The sequence below is a fragment of the Tabrizicola fusiformis genome (genome assembly GCF_013328815.1).
In the GTDB taxonomy this organism is placed as follows: domain Bacteria; phylum Pseudomonadota; class Alphaproteobacteria; order Rhodobacterales; family Rhodobacteraceae; genus Fuscibacter.
The window spans coordinates 49843-68338 of record NZ_JABUHN010000001.1 but is presented as its reverse complement, the minus strand read 5'-3'; the positions used below and the strand labels follow the sequence as shown (position 1 = coordinate 68338).

At 65.1% G+C, this 18496-nt stretch carries 15 protein-coding genes; 6 read left to right on the top strand and 9 right to left on the bottom strand.

Annotated features, from left to right (window positions below; translation table 11 throughout):
* Positions 1–40: 40 nt before the first annotated feature.
* Positions 41–1384 carry an aspartate aminotransferase family protein gene (locus HS053_RS00260; RefSeq protein WP_174209188.1) on the top strand — a complete coding sequence of 448 codons (1344 nt, stop codon included), beginning with the start codon at positions 41–43 and terminating at the stop codon, positions 1382–1384.
* Here HS053_RS00260 and HS053_RS00255 read toward each other — a convergent pair.
* The 5 genes from HS053_RS00255 to HS053_RS00235 all read right to left on the bottom strand — a co-directional run bounded on the left by HS053_RS00255 (position 1381) and on the right by HS053_RS00235 (position 5841).
* Positions 1381–1743, bottom strand: a complete 363-nt coding sequence (locus HS053_RS00255; protein ID WP_174209187.1) for a relaxase family protein — start codon at positions 1741–1743, stop codon at positions 1381–1383. The two genes, HS053_RS00260 and HS053_RS00255, sit on opposite strands and share 4 nt — an antisense overlap.
* A 115-nt stretch (positions 1744–1858) precedes the next feature.
* Positions 1859–2881 carry an aspartate-semialdehyde dehydrogenase gene (locus tag HS053_RS00250; RefSeq protein WP_174209186.1) on the bottom strand — a complete coding sequence of 341 codons (1023 nt, stop codon included), beginning with the start codon at positions 2879–2881 and terminating at the stop codon, positions 1859–1861.
* A gap of 105 nt (positions 2882–2986) precedes the next feature.
* Positions 2987–3610 (bottom strand): glycosyltransferase family 29 protein, encoded by a 624-nt coding sequence (locus HS053_RS00245; RefSeq protein ID WP_174209185.1) that lies wholly within the window; start codon positions 3608–3610, stop codon positions 2987–2989.
* On the bottom strand, positions 3607–4620 hold the full coding sequence (locus tag HS053_RS00240) for a polysaccharide pyruvyl transferase family protein (RefSeq protein ID WP_174209184.1): 1014 nt from the start codon (positions 4618–4620) through the stop codon (positions 3607–3609). The genes HS053_RS00245 and HS053_RS00240 overlap by 4 nt, the downstream gene beginning before the upstream one ends.
* A gap of 51 nt (positions 4621–4671) precedes the next feature.
* Positions 4672–5841, bottom strand: coding sequence for an MFS transporter (locus tag HS053_RS00235; protein ID WP_174209183.1), 1170 nt, complete (start codon positions 5839–5841; stop codon positions 4672–4674).
* Between the two features lie 115 nt (positions 5842–5956).
* Between HS053_RS00235 and HS053_RS00230 the strand changes: the two genes are divergently transcribed.
* The gene (locus HS053_RS00230) at positions 5957–7006 is read left to right on the top strand and encodes a DUF4424 family protein (RefSeq protein WP_174209182.1); all 1050 of its coding nucleotides are present in this window, start codon (positions 5957–5959) and stop codon (positions 7004–7006) included.
* A 14-nt stretch (positions 7007–7020) separates the two neighbouring features.
* On the opposite strand, the gene HS053_RS00225 is transcribed toward HS053_RS00230, so the two are convergent.
* Positions 7021–8259 carry an MFS transporter gene (locus HS053_RS00225; RefSeq protein WP_174209181.1) on the bottom strand — a complete coding sequence of 413 codons (1239 nt, stop codon included), beginning with the start codon at positions 8257–8259 and terminating at the stop codon, positions 7021–7023.
* Positions 8260–8416: 157 nt separating this feature from the next.
* Between HS053_RS00225 and HS053_RS00220 the strand changes: the two genes are divergently transcribed.
* Positions 8417–10039, top strand: a complete 1623-nt coding sequence (locus tag HS053_RS00220) for an alpha-amylase family glycosyl hydrolase (protein WP_174209180.1) — start codon at positions 8417–8419, stop codon at positions 10037–10039.
* Positions 10040–10136: 97 nt separating this feature from the next.
* Here HS053_RS00220 and HS053_RS00215 read toward each other — a convergent pair whose 3' ends face one another.
* Positions 10137–10550, bottom strand: a complete 414-nt coding sequence (locus HS053_RS00215) for a hypothetical protein (RefSeq protein ID WP_347233277.1) — start codon at positions 10548–10550, stop codon at positions 10137–10139.
* A 79-nt stretch (positions 10551–10629) separates the two neighbouring features.
* A complete protein-coding gene (locus HS053_RS00210) occupies positions 10630–10905 on the bottom strand; it encodes a hypothetical protein (RefSeq protein WP_174209179.1) in 276 nt (91 codons plus the stop codon).
* Between the two features lie 133 nt (positions 10906–11038).
* Here HS053_RS00210 and HS053_RS00205 point away from each other — a divergent pair, with 133 nt between their 5' ends.
* The 3 genes from HS053_RS00205 (at position 11039) to HS053_RS00195 (ending at position 15566) form a co-directional block, all read left to right on the top strand.
* A complete protein-coding gene (locus HS053_RS00205) occupies positions 11039–11440 on the top strand; it encodes a DUF1036 domain-containing protein (RefSeq protein ID WP_174209178.1) in 402 nt (133 codons plus the stop codon).
* A gap of 82 nt (positions 11441–11522) precedes the next feature.
* The gene (locus HS053_RS00200) at positions 11523–13232 is read left to right on the top strand and encodes a caspase family protein (protein ID WP_174209177.1); all 1710 of its coding nucleotides are present in this window, start codon (positions 11523–11525) and stop codon (positions 13230–13232) included.
* Positions 13233–13250: 18 nt separating this feature from the next.
* On the top strand, positions 13251–15566 hold the full coding sequence (locus tag HS053_RS00195) for a peptidoglycan DD-metalloendopeptidase family protein (protein WP_174209176.1): 2316 nt from the start codon (positions 13251–13253) through the stop codon (positions 15564–15566).
* Positions 15567–15780: 214 nt separating this feature from the next.
* Here HS053_RS00195 and tssH read toward each other — a convergent pair whose 3' ends face one another.
* Complete coding sequence (tssH, locus tag HS053_RS00190) at positions 15781–18456, bottom strand: type VI secretion system ATPase TssH (RefSeq protein ID WP_174209175.1); 2676 nt, start codon at positions 18454–18456, stop codon at positions 15781–15783.
* Positions 18457–18496: the final 40 nt, after the last annotated feature.

Below are 18496 nucleotides of genomic sequence, written 5' to 3'. Positions count from 1 at the left end.
CGCCAATGCCAGCCTGCGCGCGACCCGAAAAGGAAAGCCCATGACCACCGCCCCGCTGCCTGCCAACATCTCTGCCACCCACCGGCTGCCCAAGGTTGCCTGGGCGAAGGGAAGTTATCTGCATGACGCGAACGGGAAAACCTATATCGACGGCTCGGGCGGGCCGGCCGTTTATTGCCTTGGCCATGCGAATGAAGAGGTGAATGCCGCCATCGTGGCGCAGCTTGACCGTATTGCCCATGGCTATCGTTACAACTTCACCACCGACGCCCTTGAAGAGCTGACAGCGATCATTGCCGAACGTTCGGGCGGCAGCCTGTCGGATATGGTCTTTGTCTCGGGCGGGTCCGAGGCGGTGGAAAGCTGCCTGAAGATGGCGCTGCAATATCAGACGGCCATCGGTCAGCCCAAGCGGCGGCATTTCATCTCGCGGCAGCGGTCCTGGCATGGCAACACGCTGGGCGCGCTGGGGGTGTCCGGCTTTGCCGAGCGGACGGCGGCCTTTGAGGGGGCCTTCGTGCCTTCGGTCAAATTGTCACCCGCCAACGCCTATCGCCCGGTCGCCGGGGCGACGGCGGCCACCGCAGGCGCCGCCTGCGCTGCCGAGCTTGAGGCGGCGATCATGCGCGAAGGCGCGGAAAACATCGCCGCCTTCATCTTTGAGCCGGTGGTGGGCGCCGCCGGAGGCTGTGTTCCTGCCCCCGCAGGCTATGCGGCGGCGGTGCGCGAAATCTGCAGCCGCCACGGTGTGCTTATGATCGCGGATGAAGTGATGTGCGGCGCCGGGCGCTGCGGCACATGGCGCGCACTGGAACGCGACGGGGTGGAACCTGATATCATGTCGGTCGCCAAGGGGTTGGCTGGCGGCTATATGCCGCTGGGTGTCGCGGTTTGCACCACCGCCGTTTCGCGCGCCATCCATGACGCGCATGGCGCCTTCCAGACCGGCCATACCTTTACCGGCCACACCGCCGCCTGCGCCGCCGGGGTCGCGGTGCAGAAGATCGTTGCGCGTGACGGTCTGGTGGCAAGGGTCGCCGCGAATGAGGCGCTGCTGAAGGCCGGGCTTGCTGACGCCCTTGCTGGGGTTGCGGCCGTGGGCGACATCCGCGGGCGCGGCCATTTCATCGCCACCGAGCTGGTGGCCGATCCTGAAACAAAGGCACCCTTCCCGGCGGCGCGCAAGCTGTTCCTGAAGATCCGCGAACAGGCGCTGGAGAACGGGCTGATCTGCTATCCGGTCGGTGGCAATGTCGATGGGGTGAACGGCGATATCGTGATCCTCGCCCCGCCCTACAATTGCACCAACAATGAATTGGGTGAGATCATCGACAAGACCGCCCGCTCGGTCCGTCAGGTTCTGCGGGCCGAGGGGCTGGGTTAAGGCCACGAAGCGGCGCGCGGCAGCCCGCCGGGGTTCTGCCGCGCCGCAAGCACCGTGGCAGCGATGCCCGCATGGGGGTGGTTCGGAAAGCCGGCACCGAAACGACGGACAAGGGCGGTATAATCCGGCCCGACCTCAGCCCCCCTGGCCAGCACCCGGCCACCGGAAAGACGGATCAGGCACAAGCCATCCCCGGAGGGACGATAGGCCAGGCCCTGCCGGGCCAACACATCTTGCAGATCACCCCAGTTTTCTGCAACGGCCAGCGCCCCCGCCACAGCCTGACGCAACTGGGCAAGGTGCGCAGGCTGGGGTTCTGCGCTGTTCGGGATGTCAAAGGGGAATCGCTGCTGGCTCATCATGGCCCGAGCCTGCCGCAGCTTTGGTTAAGGCATTCTTAACAACCGAAGGGCGAATGCCGCGAAACGAAAAAGCGCCCCTTGCGGGGCGCTTTCATCAGATCGGGTGGGCGTCTCAGCCTTTTTTCAGGCAACGGCTGCCCAGCACTTCGGCAATCTGCACCGCGTTCAGCGCCGCGCCCTTGCGCAGGTTGTCCGACACGCACCACAGGCTCAACCCGTTGTCGATCGTGCTGTCCTGCCGCACCCGCGACACATAGGTCGCATATTCGCCGACGCATTCGATCGGGGTGACATAGCCGCCCGGCTCGCGCTTATCCACCAGCATCACGCCCGGCGCCTCGCGCAGGATGTCCTGCGCCTCTTGCCAGTCGAGCGGCTCTTCGAACTCAATGTTGATTGCTTCGGAATGGCCGACAAAGACCGGAACCCGCACGCAGGTCGCGGTAACCTTGATCTTGGGGTCCAGAATCTTCTTGGTCTCGGCGACCATCTTCCATTCTTCCTTGGTCGAGCCGTCGTCGAGGAACACGTCGATATGCGGGATCACGTTGAAGGCGATCTGCTTCGAAAATTTCTTCGGCGCCACTTCCTGACCCGGGACATAAAGGCCCTTGGTCTGGTCCCACAGCTCGTCAATGCCTTCCTTGCCGGCACCCGAAACCGATTGATAGGTCGCCACCACCACGCGCTTGATGTGGGCACGGTCGTGCAAGGGCTTCAGCGCCACCACCATCTGCGCGGTCGAGCAGTTGGGGTTGGCGATGATCATCTTGGTCTTGTAGCCGTCCACCGCCTCGGCATTCACCTCGGGCACCACCAGCGGCACCTGCGGGTCATAGCGATAAAGCGAGGAATTGTCGATCACCACACAGCCCGCCGCAGCGGCCTTGGGGGCGTAGATCTTCGTCGCCTCGGACCCCACGGCAAACAGCGCGATGTCCCAGCCGGTGAAGTCGAAAGTGTCGAGATCCTTAGTCTTGACGGTCTTGTCGCCAAAGCTGATTTCAGTGCCCAGCGATTTACGCGACGCCAGTGCGGCGATCTCGTCAACCGGGAACTCGCGCTCGGCGAGGATGTTCAGCATTTCGCGGCCCACGTTACCCGTGGCACCCGCGACGACGACCTTATAGCCCATCGGGGTATCTCCAGTTTCCTGTCTTCATTGTCAAAGACGGGGCCTGTTAGCGCAGAGTGGGGGGCGGGGAAAGCGGAATGTCGGCATTTCCGCCCGGCGTTGCCTTCAGGCCGCAGCGACCAGCCGGAAACGCGGGTCGCGGGCGATCAGCGCCTCGACAAAACCGCGCTCGGCGGCAAAATCATGCGGCACCTGCGCGGCGGTGCGGCTGCCCGACAGCGACAGTGACGAAAAGAAATCGAAGCCGTAAAGCGCCACCTCTGCCGCTGACGACCGTGCCAGAAGGTCGATCAGCATCAGCCCAGTGGTGGGCGGCGCGCCAAGGTGATCGGCCAACGCCTGTGCCTCGGCCCGGCGGTGCAGATAAAAGCCGGGACGGCGGGTCAGCGCAAAGGGCAGGCGCTTGCGCTTGCGGGTCATCCACAGCACGCGGGCCGGGGCGCGGGCCGCCAGCAGCGCCGCATCGGGCGGCATCGAGACGGCCAGCCAATCGGTGCGGGTGCCGTGGCTGACGGCGGCCGGAATCGGTGCACCATTGATGCGGATGACCAGATCGGCAGCGTCGATGGATGCTCCGTTCCGGCTGGCCGACAGGCTGCGGGCATTGCCGATCAGCGCCACACGCTTGCCCGCCAGTTCGGCCGCAAGCGCCTCGGGCGGAGCAGACAGCCGCTCCAGCGCCGTTTCATCCCCCGTCAGCCGGGCGATCAGGAAGCCCAGCCGCGTCATGCCCGCGCCCCCCGGGCAAGGGCGGCAAGATCGGTGAAAAGCCTTTCCGCATCGCCACGCGCCCGCGACAGGAAAGCGGCAATGCCTGCGGTTTCCGCTGCGGTATAGGGACGGTCAAGATCATCCAAGCGCAGATCGGCCAGCGCCTCCAGCGGGATCAGCCGGTCGGGCGCAAGCCCCGCCTCGGCCAAGAGCGCCTGCACTTTCCACGAATTGGACCCCACGGCAAGAACTGGCGTCGCCGTAACAAGCGACAGGCAAACGGCGTGAAACCGCCCCGTCAGGTGCAGCCCGGCCCGGCCCAGCATCGCCAGATAGGCCGCCTCATCCGCAGCCAGCCGCAGCGGCGGCAGACCAAAGGGCGCCGCGCCGTGATAAAGCGCCGACAAGAGCTGCCCGGTCGGCCAGTGCCGCCACAGCGCCGAGCGGCGGGTCTTGGTCGGCACCAGTGCCTGCGCCCCCAGCCGCGCAGCGGTCAGCGCCAACGCCCGGCGGGTGGACAGCCGCACCGAGTCGCCCACAATCAGCCCGCCCCTTGGCCCCGGCTGCGGCGCGGCGCCTGCCGACAGCGAAAGGTCCGGCACCAGCCGCACCTCCAGCCCGGTTGCGGCGATGGCATCGCGGCTTTGCCCGTCACGCGCCGAAATCAGGGCGCAGCGTGACAGCAGGTCAAACCATGATGGCGGATTGGCCTGCCACAGCGCATTGACCAGCGCCACCGGCGCGGTGCAGGCGGGATGGCCGACCACCTCCAGCAACCGCGCTCCGGCCGGGCGACCGTGGTGCAAGGTGCCTTCGCCATTGATCACCACAAGATCGGCAGCGCCCAGCGCCGCGACGAACCCGGCATCCGCCGCCCAGTCGTGCCGGGCCGGGCTGCGGGCGGTGACCTGCATCCCCTGCGCCTCCAGCCCCGCCACCAGCAGACGCATCACGCGAGAGCAGCCGTGGTGGCTGCGCCCGGAGGTGTCGTTCAGCAGAACGACACGCGGTCTTGGCTGCGGTTGCATCGGCACCCCTTGCTGTTGCACGCGCCTGCATAGCGCAGGGGCGGGCGCCGCTCAATCCGTCCGGTCACGCGAGAAAAGGTAGACGGTCAAGCCGATGACCACCAGAACCACATAGGTCAGAAACACCGCAGCATAGGGTGCCTGCACCGGGTCGGGCGGCACTGCGGCATAGACCCGCCCCGTCACCAGTTGCATCACCCCGGCCGCACCGATGCCAAAGAGGTTGATCAGCGTCACCCCCCGCCCGATCAGATGCGGCGGCAGGAAGGCGCGGCCATGCGCCATCACCATCGGGAAGGACGAGCCGAAGAAGCCAACCCCCGCCAGCAGCCCCACCGTCAGCCAGCCCGGCTGATCCACCCGCGCCATCAGCCCGGCAAGGCAGGCCAGCGCCAGCGCATTGCCCCCGAAGTTCAGCCATTTGCGCGTGCCCAGCACCCGCTCAAGCGGGCCATAGGCAAAGGTGCCCGTCACCATCGCCAGCCCCATGATCAGCGTCACCTGCCCGATGGTCGCGGCATCGGCGCCAAAGACATCCGCCTGCCACGGCCCCGCCCAAAGCCCGCGCAGCCCGGCCCCCGGCGGATAGGCGGCGGCCATCATGATCAGCACCGGCCAAAGCGCGGGCATCCGAAGCAGGTCCAGCAGCGACCCCTTCGCCCCGCCTCCGACCCGGGCCGGATCGCGCACCAGCGCAAGGATCCCCAAGGCCACAACAGCCGTCACCCCCGCCAGCGCCCAAAGCGTGCCACGCCAGCCAAAGGCCGCCACCGCCGCCGACAGGGGCACCGAGGCGGCAAGGTTGCCAAGGCTGCCCACCCCCACCATCACCGCCGCCAGCGTGCCGAAAACCGCCGCCGAAAACTCGCGTGCAAAGATGTAATAGCCCGCCATCAGCACCGCCGAACAGCCCGCCCCGATCAGCGCCATCGCCCAGATCACCGCGCCCGGCCCGGTCGCCATGGCAAAAACCGCCGCCCCCGCCGCCGCGATCAGCAACAGACCCGAGGCGGTGCGCCGCGGCCCGATCCGGTCCAGCGCCCAGCCCACCGGCAGTTGCATCAGCGCAAAGGTCAGGAACCACCAGCCCGAGGCGGAGGCCAGCGTTTCGGGCGTGGCGCCGAGATCGGCACTCAGCACCGGCGTCAGCACCGCCAGAAAGGCGCGGTAAAACTGGCTGAGGACATAGCCCAGCATCAGGGCGGCAATGGCGACGGGCATTCCGGGCTCCTTCTTTGGCGGCAAATTGTCAGGCGGGGTGGGCGGGTGCAAGGCGCGGGCTTGCCCGGTTGACCGTTCGGGGTTCAGATGGGGCAAAGCCATACCGGAGGTCGCCATGCGCCGCGTGCTTGCCCTGTTGATCCTTGCCGCTGGCCCTGTGCTGGCCAATGACGGGTTTGGCGGGCTTTCGGCCACGGGCCTGACCTTCGGCCAGACCGAGGCGGTGGTGATGGAAGAGGAAGACCTTTTCCTTTCGGTCGAACAGGTGCGGGTGGCCTATGTCTTTCGCAACCGCACGGCAGAGGATGTCACGGGCGAGGTGATCTTTCCGCTGCCCCCCGTCTCGGTCGGCGGGCAGATCGAATCCGCTTGGAACCTGCCCGAAGACCGGGCGCAGGAAAATCTGGTGTCCTTCACGGCCACGGTGGACGGCACCCCGATTGCCGTGACACAAGACCGCATCGCCGTGATCGAGCCGCCTTGGGACGAGGCCCGCCCGCTTGCCGCCGCCTATGACACGCCGGGCCGCGACGTGACCGCCGACCTCAAACGCCTTGGCCTGCCGCTGACCACCGATGGCCTGGCGGCGGCCAAGGCGATGCTGGCAATGGGCGAAGGTGCGCGGGCTGAGGTGGTGGCGCTGGGTCTGGGCGATTTCTACAGCTATGAGGGCGAGACCGGCCCGCAGACCGACGCCTATCCCTATTGGTCCATCGTGCTGCGCTATCACTGGACCCAGACCTTCCCGGCGGGGGCGCGGGTCAGGATAGCGCATGATTATGCCAACCTGCCACCCGGCGGGCTGTTCACCTGGGAAGACCCGCCGCAAGAAAGCTATCACGCCGACGAACAGGCCCGCTATTGCATCGACGCTGGCACCTCGAAGGCCATCGCCAAAGCCATCCGCTATGAGGACGCGGGCGAAACCTATTACATGGGGATGGCGTGGAACATCTCTTACGTCCTGCGCACCGCCAACAGTTGGGCCGGGCCGATCGGCAAGTTCCGGCTGACGCTGGACAAGGGGGCGCCGGGCAACGTCATTTCGCTTTGCGCCGATGGTGTCAGGAAAACCGGCCCCACGACCTTTGTCGTCAATAAGACCAACTATTCCCCCGAAAAGGATCTGGAGATTCTGGTCGTCAAGGCGATGGAGCGGAACTGACCCCGCAGGCGCGCTCACGCCGCCTGTGCGGCGACCAGAGGCCGCTCGCGCACCGGCAGGTGCACGATGGCCGAGAAGGCCCCCACGCCCACACCAATCCACCACACCATGGTATAGCTGCCGGTCAGGTCATACATCCGCCCGCCCAGCCAGACCCCCATGAAGCCGCCCAACTGGTGCGACAGGAAGATGATGCCGTAAAGCGTGCCCATGTAGCGCAGCCCGTAGATATGCGCGACCAGACCCGAGGTCAGCGGCACCGTCGCCAGCCACAGCGCCCCCATCGCCGCCGAAAACAGCAGCACCGTGGTCGGCGTCATCGGCAACAGGATGAACAGCGCGGCCACGATCGTCCGCCCCAGATAGATTCCGGCCAGCAGGTATTTCTTGGTATAGGTCTTGCCCAGCCAGCCCGCTGTGATCGTGCCCATGATATTGGCCAGCCCGATCACCGAAATCGCCACCGCGCCCAGCGCCGACGTAGAGCCGACGCCAAGGCTTGCCAGCATCCCCGACGGGTCAATCGCGGCACACATCTCGGTCACGAAGGCCGGGAAATGCGCGGTGATGAAGGCAAGCTGATAGCCGCAAGAGAAGAAGCCCAGAAAGATCATGATATAGGACGGATCGCGGAAGGCCCGCAGCACCACGGTTCCGATGCTTTCCTCAAGCTCTGCCTTGCTGGCCATTTGGGGCGAGCGCAGGAAGGGCACCGCAAACAGCGTGCAAAGCACGATGGCGGCGAAAATGATGAACACCGTCTGCCACGGAAAGAGGGTCAGAAGCCCCTGCGCCAGCGGCGCGCCGAACACCTGCCCGGCCGATCCCGCCGCCGTGGCGATACCCAAGGCAAGGCTTCGATTTTCGGCCGAAGATGCCCGGCCCACCACCGCCAGCACCACGCCGAACCCGGTGCCCGCGATGCCAAAGCCCACGATGATCTCAAGCAACTGATGCTGACCCGGCGTCACAGCGAAGGCCGAGGCGACAAGCCCCGCCGCATACATCAGCGCGCCGACCACCACCGCCCGGCGGTCGCCGAACTTTTCCGCCAGCGCGCCGAAGATCGGCTGCCCGATGCCCCAGGCCAGGTTCTGAATGGCGATGGCAAGGCTGAAATCAGCACGGGCCCAGCCGAACTCGGTCGCAATCGGCAGTTGGAACACACCGAAACTGGCGCGGATCGCAAAGCCGGTCATCAGGATCAGGCAACCTGCAATCAAAACGGGCGTGATCAGCGGCGATTTCGACATGTGAGACCCCTCTTTGCGGCGGTCTTGCATACCTGCGCTTGTGCCCGGGCAGGGTCAACGGCAATCTTGTGCCCGCAACAATGGCGCGGGAGAGGGCTTCTCCTGCCGGGGCTGGCGCGCTATGTTAGCGCTAACCAAATCAGGACGGGATCTGACGATGAGCGAGTGGTGGCGCGGCGCCGTAACCTATCAGGTTTACCCCCGGTCGTTTCAGGACGACAACGGCGACGGGGTGGGCGATCTGAAGGGCATCACCCGCAGGCTGGACCATATCGCCGGGCTTGGCTGCGATGCGGTGTGGCTGTCGCCCTTCTTCACCTCGCCCATGAAGGACATGGGCTATGACGTGTCGGACTACCGCAATGTCGATCCGGTCTTCGGCACGCTGGAGGATTTCGATGCGCTGGTGGCGCGGGCGCATGTGCTGGGCCTGAAGGTGATCATCGACCAGGTGCTGAACCATTCCTCCGACAAGCACCCGTTCTTTGCCGAAAGCCGCAAGGATCGCACCAATCCCAAGGCCGACTGGTATGTCTGGCATGACCCCAACCATGACGGCACCCCGCCGAACAACTGGCAATCGGTGTTCGGTGGCTCGGCCTGGACATGGGATGCGCGGCGCAAGCAGTATTACTTCCACAACTTTCTGACCGAGCAGCCCGATTTCAACTTCCACAACCCCGATGTGGTGGACTGGCACGAGGAAAACCTGCGCTTCTGGCTGGACCGTGGGGTGGACGGGTTCCGTTTTGACACGGTGAACTTCTTTTACCACGACGCCAAGCTGCGCAGCGATCCGGCCGACTGGCGGGTCAAGACCAAGCCCGACGGCAACCCCTATGAGATGCAGTATCACATCTTCTCGAAGAACCAGCCCGAGAACCTGCTCTGGATGGAGCGTATCCGGCGGATCATGGGCGACTATCCGGGCACCGCGACCGTGGGCGAGATGGGTGAAAGCCACCATGCCATCCGCATGATGGGCGAATACACCGCGCCGGGCCGTCTGCATCAGTGCTACAGCTTTGAACTGATGGGCTATGACTATTCGCCCGCCTTCTTCCGCGGCAAGATTGAAGAATTCTTCAAGGGCGCCCCGGACGGCTGGCCGATGTGGGCCTTTTCCAACCATGACGTTGTGCGCCACGCCACCCGCTGGGCCAAACACGGCATCAGCCAGGACGCGCTGGCGCGGCAGGCCGGGGCGCTGATCCTGTCGTTCCAAGGCTCGATCTGCCTCTGGCAGGGCGAGGAACTGGGTCAGACCGATACCGAACTGGCGCTTGAAGAGTTGACCGACCCGCAGGGCATCAACTTCTGGCCCGAGCCGGTGGGACGCGACAACACCCGTACGCCGATGGTCTGGGACAACAGCGCCAATGGCGGCTTTACCGGCGGCAACGGCACGCCCTGGCTGCCGGTCAAGCCGCCGCAACTGGCGCGCAATGTGGCGGCGCAGGCGGGCATCGCCGGTTCGGTTCTGGAAAGCTACCGCGAGATGCTGGCCTTCCGCCGCACGGCCGATGTTCTGCACGGCAGGGCGGCCACCCGCTTCCTTGACCTGCCCGAGCCGGTTCTTGGATTTGTGCGGGGCGAGGGGGCGGATGCGGTGCTGTGCCTGTTCAACCTGTCTCCCACAACCGTCACCCTGCAGGAAACGGGTCTGGAGGCGCAGGTCGGCCCGGCTCAGAATCTGTCGCTCAAGGCGGGCAAGCTTGAACTCGGGCCCAATGCCTACGGCTTCTTTCGCCTGCGCCCGGGCTTTGCCCTGACGGCCTAAAGCGTGTCCGGTTCGATCCGAATCGAAATTCGCTGCCTCTCGCTTACGCTCGAACGCGATTTTCGATCGGTTTGTTTCAAAGTGACCCGGACACGCTCTAAAGCCCGAAGGGCATCGACGGGATGCGTGACGAGGCCGACAGATCTTTCATGCAGACATCCAGCGCACCGTCGCTGCTTTCACAGGCATCGGCGGTGTTGACCAGAATGCGCGACAGGTCTTCGCATTTCGTCTGCGGCAGATCGAATTGCACCACGCGGGTTTTCGACAGCGGCAAGGCGCCGAACTCCAGCACCAGAATCTGGCTGACCGTGCCCGAGGCGTCGAACACCGCCACCTCGTAATCGGCCTTGGTCAGGGATTTTCCGGTGTTGTTGGTCGCCACGAAGGTCAGCCGGCAGGCCCCCTCGACATCGACCGAAGTGTTCAGCTCCAGCTCAAAATTGCCGGTCTGGGCAAAGGCGGGGGCGGCGGCAATAGCCAGGGCACAGAAAAGGGCGGGGCGAAGCACGGAGGTAATCCTCATCGCTGAAAGCTGCGGAACTCTGGCCGCAGGTTGCGCCCGCCAAGCTGCGCCTGTCAACTGCCCGTCAGTTATAGACGCCGATCAGCCACGGCAGTTCCACAATGCGCCGCACCGGACGCTCTCTGACCGGCGAATCGGCAAAGATCAGGGCGCGGGGCGGCTTGACCACAGGCAGGGCGCGCGGCGGCTGGCACTCGGGGCGCGCCGCGCGCACCTCGTCCCGCAGGTCGGCGCAGGTGGCGGCGATCACGGCCGACTCACCCGGGCGGGATGTCGGCGTTTCGGCACCGGCGGCAACCGGAAGGGCCAACAGGGCCAGAGCCAAGGCTGTCTGTTTCATGCACCATCTCCCACGGCGGGCACTCCTTTGCCCGACAAATTAACGTTAGCACGGAATTGTGGCATAAGACAGGCAGGGGTTTCCTGACGGCAAAGCCTTGCCGCCTGCCCCGGCGCCGCCCTATGATTGCACCATGCTGCGGCCCGTCCTTCTTGCGCTTCTTGCCTTGCCCGGCGTGGCCCACGCCGAATTTGCGGTCTGCAACCAGTCGTTTGACGTGGTGAATGTCGCCGTCGGGCAGGATGTCGGCGGCGAGATGCAGACCGAAGGCTGGTGGACCATCGGCCCCAACCAATGCGCCAACGTCATCAAGGATGAATTGACCAGCCGCTACATCTACATCTACGCGCAGGATGTCTTCGGTCAGCCGATCCTGAACGGCACCACGACGATGTGCGTCGATCCGCGCAAGTTCACCATCCGCGGCATCGCCGATTGCTGGCGCTGGGGCCATATCGCCGCCGGCTTCATTGAGGTGGACACGCAGAAGACGCAACGCTGGTCGCTGTTCCTCTCGCCGCCCCCCGGCGGTTGAGTGCCGGGTATGGAATCTAGCTCTGGTCAGACGGCATCCTGCGGGTTAGTCTGATCCCATAATTTCCGAGAGGCATTTGACGATGGCGGCCAGATGGCAGCAAGCATGGGCATCGCGCGCGCGGGCAACCGCCGCAGCCTTGGTGCTGTGCCTTGCCGCTGCCCATCCCGCCCTTGCGGAACGTCTGGCGCTGGTGGTTGGCAATGGCGACTATGCCGCAGCCCCCGATCTGGCCAATCCGGTCGGCGATGCAACCGCGATTGCCGCCGCGCTTAAGGATCTCGACTTCAAGGTCACGCTGATGACCGATGCCGGGGGCGATGCCCTTTGGGCCGAGATGGACCGCTTTGTGAAAGACGCCGAAAGCGCCGAAAGCGTGGTCTTCTACTATGCCGGCCATGCCTTTCAGATGAGCGGGGTGAACTATCTTGTGCCCGTCACGGCCAAGCTGGAAACCCGCGACGGGCTGACCAAGGAAACCTGGAGCCTGGATGCCATCATCGCCCGGCTGCAAAGCCGCAGCCGCCAGACGCTGATCTTCCTTGACGCCTGCCGCAATGATCCGCTGCCGCCCGCCGTGCGCGGCTCGGGTGCGGCGGCCGACGGTCTGGCGCGGGTTCAGGCCGGGGTCGGCACCTTTGTCGCCTTTGCCACGGCACCGGGCGGCGTGACCGCCGATGCGGTGGACGGCGCCAAGAACAGCCCCTTCACCACGGCGCTGCTCAAGCATATCACCGCCAAGGGCAAATCGGTCTCGGACATGATGATCGAGGTGCGCAACGATGTGGAAAATGCCACGCTGCGCAAACAGGTGCCCTGGGACCAATCCTCGCTGCGCGAGCAGTTCTATTTCGTCGCCCCCTCCGACGGCGGCAAACAAGAGTTGAGCGAAGCCGACTATGAACGTCTGGCGCAGCTTGACCCCGCCGTGCGCAAGCAGTTCCTTGATCTTCTGGCGCAGTCGGGCTTTGACGAAGCCTCGCTCAAACTGGCCGAGGAAGAGATTGCACTGGCCGAAGCCAATCTGGATCAGGTTGCAGAGGAAACCACCATCATCGAAGATGTCGCGCCCGCGCTTGAGGCCGAAGACCTGTCGCAAGCCGACCCTTCGACCGAAATCGGCGACGTGGTGATTGCCGCCCTGCCCGAAGGCATGGATGTGACCGGCGACGATGTCACCATCGGCGATGCGCCGGACGAAACCGTGATCGCCGCCATCGACCCGGCCCTGAAACCCGAAGAGACCACCGGCGAAGAGCCGATCCGCCTTGCCGCACTTGACTGGAAGACCCGCGAGGTCGCCTTGGGCCGCGGCGCGCCGATCCGCATTCCGGGCCACCAACTCAGCCCCGAAACCGATGAGGGCCGCGAGGTGATTGCTGCCCTTGCGCCATGGGTGCTTGAGGAAACCGTGACCCCCGAACTTGAAGGCAAGGAACTCGCCCGCGCGGTGCAGGCCGAACTGAAGCGCGTCGGCTGCTATCAGATGGCGGTTGACGGGTCTTGGGGCAAAGGCTCCAGCACGGCGCTGACCTCGTATTACCTTGCCAAGCTGGCCGTTCCCGAAAGCCTTGACCCCACCCCGGCGCTTTATGCCCAGCTTCAGACCGAAACCAAGGTTGTCTGCGAAGTGCGGGTGGCCAAGTCCGCCGTCAAGACCGGCAAGCGCGCCAAGGTGGAAACCAAGGTCGAGAAGGCTTCGGTCAAGTCCAACGTCAAGACGGGGAAAAAGCAGGAAACCGCCAAGACCCGGATCACCAAAGGCACCATCGGGATTACCGGGTCGTTCTGAGGGCAGGCAGCGGCGGCGATGGAAATTGACCCCCGCTTCAAAGCCGCCAAGGCCGAATCTCACCGCCGCCGCCGCAATTCCTGGCTGGTGCCGCTGATCCTGTGGTCGGGTGGCGCGCTGATTCTGGCGGGGCTGGGAACCGGGCTCTACTTCGGCGGTATCCTGAAATTTGGCCATCCGACCGAACGCGAGGTGGCCGAGAACGCCGGCGTGCAGGACGAAGGCGTGGTGATCGACGCCGCTGCGGCCTATAACACCGCCTTCGTCGATCTGGCGGGCGATCCGATGATCTTGCGGTTTGACACCTCTGCCGCCGCCGACCGCCGCAAGACCCTGCCCCGCCCGCCGGAAATTCCGGCCGACCGCGCAGGCAACGATCTGATCCTGCTGGCCGATGACATGATCACCACCTCAGAGCGGCTGATCACCACTCTGCCCTCCAGCCGCGAGGATTTCGCCTTCTTTCAGGCCCAGCGCAACGCCAAGGCGGCCCCGCTGGCCCCCGCCCCGACCCAAACCGCTGCGCCCCCCTCCGATACTCCGATTGAAACCGTCGTGGTCGAAGAGGGCGACGGCAGTTGGGGCGACAGCATCGAAGGTGTCACCACGCCCGGCCAGGGCGACAGCTTCACCCGCACCAAGATCGAGGACACCACCTCGCTCACCTTCATCCTGCCGGAAAAGAGCCGCGCACAGCCCTATGAGGATATCATCCTCAAGCTCAAGGATGCCCCCGACCTGATCAAGCTGATGGTCAGCAAAGGCATGGACGAAGCGGCGGCCACCCACTTTGTCGAGGGTGGCAAGGCGATCATCCCCGATATCGCCGCCCTGGCGCCGGGCCATATCCTTGCCATCCGGGCGGCAAGCCGGCAGGGCGTGAAGGTGCCGGTGCAACTGTCGCTTTATACCCGCGACAGCTATGCTGGCAGCCTTGCCGTCACCGACAGCGGAAGCGTGGTCGAAGGCGCCGACCCTTGGGTCGAAGAAGATCTCTTCTCCTTTGCCGGAGACAGCGCCACCGCCGAAGCCGACATCGGTCGCAAATACCGGCTGCTGGACGCCTTCTATTCCGCCGCAATCCGAAATGGCGTGCCTTCGGCGGTGGTGGCGGAAACCATCGTCATGCTCAGTCAATCCTTCGACATGGAAAGCTTCGCCAGCCCCGGCGACAAGATGACCCTGCTTTACGCCCCCGATCCGGGCAGCGCCGGACCCGGGCCGGGGCAGGTGCTGTATGCCGCCATAAAGGGCGAGGGCCGCAATCTTGAGTGCCACGTCTTCAAGCAGACCGGCAAAGAGGATTATAGCTGCTTCAGCGCCAGCGCCTCGGGCGGCGGCGGCGCGGGCGGCGTCAGCCTGCGCGGCGGCATGGTCACCCCCACAACCGGCGTTCTGACGTCGCGCTTCGGGCCGCGGATGCACCCGATCCTCAAGGTCGCCAAACTGCACAAGGGCACCGACTGGGCTGCACCTGTGGGCACGCCTGTCATGGCCGCTTTCGCCGGCACCATTGCCCGGGCGGGCGACGGCGGCACCTATGGCAACCTTGTCACCATCACCCATCCCGGCGGCACCGAAACCCGCTATGCCCACCTCTCCGCCTTTGCCGAAGGGCTGAAACCCGGACAGACCGTGACCGCGGGGCAGTTGATCGGCTATATCGGCACCACCGGCCAATCCACCGGCCCCCACCTGCATTTCGAGCTTTACGAAAACGGCGAGGCGGTGGACCCGTTCAGCGCCGCCGGCTCCACTTCCGCCCCGACCGGAGGGGCCTCCTCGGCGGTGGAAACGCTGGTCGATCAGATCATCCATGTCGAATCCGGCGGCAAGGCCGATGCCAAGAACCCGCTCTCCTCGGCCACCGGCCTTGGCCAGTTCATCGAAAGCACATGGCTAAGGATGATGAAGCAATACCGCCCCGACCTTGCCGGCTCGATGGGTCGGGAAGAATTGCTGGCGCTGCGCAACGACCCCACCCTCAGCCGCGAGATGATCACCGCCTTGGCCCGCGAAGGCGAAGCCTATCTGCGCGCCAGAGGGCACCAGATCACGGCGGGGCGGCTTTACCTCTGCCATTTCCTCGGGGCGGCGGGGGCGGATATCGTGCTGTCCTCGCCGGACGATGCGCTGGTGGGCGATGTGATGGGCGCGGGCGTGATCACCGCCAACCCCTTCCTCAAGGGCCGCAGCATCGCCTATGTCAAGGAATGGGCCGAATTGAAGATGAACCGCAAAGGCGGCAGCAGCCTGCCCGCCGTGGCCGTCACCCCGCCCGAAGTGCTGGCCTATCAGAAGATCATCGCAACCCTGATCGGCGCCACCGGCTGACACCCGCCAGAGGTTCCGCGCGGCAGAGGCGTTGAACCCTCCGGGGGGAGTATTTCAAAAGGTGCAAATGCAAGACCGCGCCCGGTTTGCACCTTGCAAAATACTCCCCCCGGAGGATCCGCCCCGTCAGGCAATGAAACGCCCCGGCCCCTTCCGCGGCAGCCGGGTGAGGGGGGCTCGACGCCCCCCGAGACCGCTGTCATTTCGGGCCCCTTCAGGCGAAGTCGTAGCCGATCTCGCCGTCCTGCAACACCAGTTCCACCCGCGTCATCGGCGACTGCGCCACCATCCGGTTCAGCACCTCGCGCGACAGCCGCGGCAGGATGGTGTTCGAGATGATGTTGTCCACCATCCGCCCGCCGGAATCCGGGTCGCGGCACTGATCGACGATATGGGTGATCACCTCGGGGCTGACCACCATCGCCGCGCCGTGGTTTTCCTTCATCCGCTTGACGATGGCGTTCAGCTTCAGCTTGGTGATCCCGGCCAGCACCTCGGTCGAGAGCGGGAAATAGGGGATGGTCACGATCCGGCCCAACAGCGCCGGCGGGAAGACCCGCAGCAGATGCGGCTTCATCACCTCTTCCAGCGCCTCAAGCTCGGGGCGTGTCTCGCCCTTTTCGGCCAGATCCATGATCGCATCGGTGCCGACATTCGAGGTCAGCAGGATCAGCGTGTTCTTGAAGTTGATCTGGCGGCCAGAGCCATCTTCCATGATCCCCTTGTCAAAGACCTGGAAAAACAGCTCATGCACGTCGCTGTGGGCTTTCTCCACCTCGTCCAACAGCACCACGGAATAGGGCTTGCGGCGCACCGCCTCGGTCAGCCGCCCGCCTTCGCCATAGCCGACATAGCCGGGCGGGGCACCTTTCAGCAGCGAAACCGTATGGGCCTCTTGGAACTCGCTCATGTTGATGGTGATGATGTTCTGCTCGCCGCCATAGACCGCTTCGGCCAGCGCCAGCGCGGTTTCGGTCTTGCCCACGCCCGAGGGGCCACAGAGCATGAAGACCCCGATCGGCTTGTTCGGGTTGGCCAGCTTGGCCGAGGCAGTCTGGATGCGGGTCGAGATCATCTCCAGCCCGTGATCCTGCCCGATCACCCGTTCCTTTAGCCGCTCGGCCAATTGCAGGATCGCCTGCAACTCGTCCGACACCATCTTGCCCGCCGGAATCCCCGTCCAGTCAGAGATCACCGCCGCCACAGCCTGAGCATCGACATGGGCATAGATCTTGCGGCTGTCGGCCGGGCGGGCCTGCAAGCGCTTGACGCTTTCCATCGCCTGCGGGCGCAGGGTTTCCGGCTCGCCCGCAACATCGCCTTCCTGCACCACGCCATCGGCGGGGGCCGCCGTCGGGCTTGCCATCTTCTTCCAGACATCCAGAAGCTGATCGACCAGCGCCTTTTCCTCGGCAAACTCGGCTTCCAGCGCGGCCAGCGTGCTGCGCTCTTTCACCAGCAGATCGTGGATTTCGGCCACGCGGCCCCCGGCATCTTCGCCCAGATCGGCCTGCCGCTCCTTGGCGCCCAATTCGGTTTCCAGCCCGGCGATGCGGGCCTTGCAATCCTGAATGGTGGCGGGTTCGGTGGACTGGCTGATCGCCACCCGGGCGCAGGCGGTATCCAGAAGCGACACCGCCTTGTCCGGCAATTGCCGCGAGGGGATATAGCGGGCCGACAGGTTCACCGCCGCCACCACCGCCTCATCCGAGATGCGCACGCCGTGGTGGGTTTCCATCGGCGCCAGAATGCCGCGCAGCATATAGGCGGCGCGGTCAAGGCTGGGTTCGTCGATGTTCACCGGCTGGAAGCGGCGGGTCATCGCCGGGTCTTTCTCGAAATACTTGGCGTATTCCATCCATGTCGTGGCGCCGATGGTGCGCAACGTGCCGCGCGCCAGCGCCGGTTTCAGAAGGTTCGCGGCATCGCCGGTTCCGGCAGCGCCCCCCGCCCCCATCAGGGTGTGAATCTCGTCAATGAACAGGATGATCGGCACCGGCGAACCCTGCACCTCGTCGATGACCGAGCGCAGGCGTTGTTCAAACTCGCCCTTCATGCTGGCGCCAGCCTGCATCAGGCCAAGGTCCAGCATGAACAGCTTGGTGCCTTGCAGTTTCGGCGGCACCTCGTTCGCCGCCAGCCGCTGGGCAAAGCCCTCGACCACCGCGGTCTTGCCCACCCCGGCCTCGCCCGTGAGAATCGGGTTGTTCTGGCGGCGACGCAGCAGGATATCGACGATCTGGCGGATTTCATCATCGCGGCCCACGATCGGGTCCATCTTGCCGCTGGCGGCAACCGCCGTCATGTCCACCGCGAAACGGCCCAGCGCCGTCGTGCCACCCTGCCCCGGCGCCGCAGCGCCGCCCCCGGCAGGCGCCCCGATGCCCGAGCCGTCCATCGGGCGCATGTCCTCTTCGTCGCTGTCAGCCCAGGCGGTGCGCGCCTCGTTCACCAGCGTATCGACGTTCAGTTGCCCGAACACCTTCGACAACTGCACCAGATCGCGCTTCAGCGTGCTGTTCTTCAGCGCCGCCACCAGAATATGCCCGGTCCTGATCTGCGCCTCGCCGAACATCAGCGTGGCATAGTGCCAGCCGCGGTCCAGAATATCCGTCAGTTGCTCGGCAATCTGCGGCATGTCGGTGGCGTTCTTGCGCAAAGCCCCGATGACCGAGCCGAGGTCGGCAATCATCCGCGCCCGGTCCAGCTTGAAATGATCCAGCGTCACCGAAAGGTCGGATTTCGGGTTCTGCACGATGTGGAACAGCCAGTGCGACAGTTCCACATTGCGGTTGCCCTCGCTGCGGGCGTGGCGAAGCGATTGCAGGAAGGCATCGTAACCGACGCGGTTGAGCTTTCCGGCAACGGTTTCAAGACTGATATCGGCCATGGTCCTATCCCTGTCTTTTCTTGTTCAATTCAGACTGTCC

Bases quoted from the DNA above. Each gene is read 5' to 3' on its own strand.
- HS053_RS00230 (WP_174209182.1), top strand. From the start codon at position 5,957: ATGCGCCGCGTGCTTGCCCTGTTGATCCTTGCCGCTGGCCCTGTGCTG.
- HS053_RS00210 (WP_174209179.1), bottom strand. From the start codon at position 10,905: ATGAAACAGACAGCCTTGGCTCTGGCCCTGTTGGCCCTTCCGGTTGCC.
- HS053_RS00235 (WP_174209183.1), bottom strand. From the start codon at position 5,841: ATGCCCGTCGCCATTGCCGCCCTGATGCTGGGCTATGTCCTCAGCCAG.
- HS053_RS00240 (WP_174209184.1), bottom strand. From the start codon at position 4,620: ATGCAACCGCAGCCAAGACCGCGTGTCGTTCTGCTGAACGACACCTCC.
- HS053_RS00205 (WP_174209178.1), top strand. From the start codon at position 11,039: ATGCTGCGGCCCGTCCTTCTTGCGCTTCTTGCCTTGCCCGGCGTGGCC.
- HS053_RS00195 (WP_174209176.1), top strand. From the start codon at position 13,251: ATGGAAATTGACCCCCGCTTCAAAGCCGCCAAGGCCGAATCTCACCGC.
- HS053_RS00250 (WP_174209186.1), bottom strand. From the start codon at position 2,881: ATGGGCTATAAGGTCGTCGTCGCGGGTGCCACGGGTAACGTGGGCCGC.
- HS053_RS00245 (WP_174209185.1), bottom strand. From the start codon at position 3,610: ATGACGCGGCTGGGCTTCCTGATCGCCCGGCTGACGGGGGATGAAACG.
- HS053_RS00260 (WP_174209188.1), top strand. From the start codon at position 41: ATGACCACCGCCCCGCTGCCTGCCAACATCTCTGCCACCCACCGGCTG.
- HS053_RS00225 (WP_174209181.1), bottom strand. From the start codon at position 8,259: ATGTCGAAATCGCCGCTGATCACGCCCGTTTTGATTGCAGGTTGCCTG.
- HS053_RS00220 (WP_174209180.1), top strand. From the start codon at position 8,417: ATGAGCGAGTGGTGGCGCGGCGCCGTAACCTATCAGGTTTACCCCCGG.
- HS053_RS00255 (WP_174209187.1), bottom strand. From the start codon at position 1,743: ATGAGCCAGCAGCGATTCCCCTTTGACATCCCGAACAGCGCAGAACCC.
- tssH (WP_174209175.1), bottom strand. From the start codon at position 18,456: ATGGCCGATATCAGTCTTGAAACCGTTGCCGGAAAGCTCAACCGCGTC.
- HS053_RS00200 (WP_174209177.1), top strand. From the start codon at position 11,523: ATGGCGGCCAGATGGCAGCAAGCATGGGCATCGCGCGCGCGGGCAACC.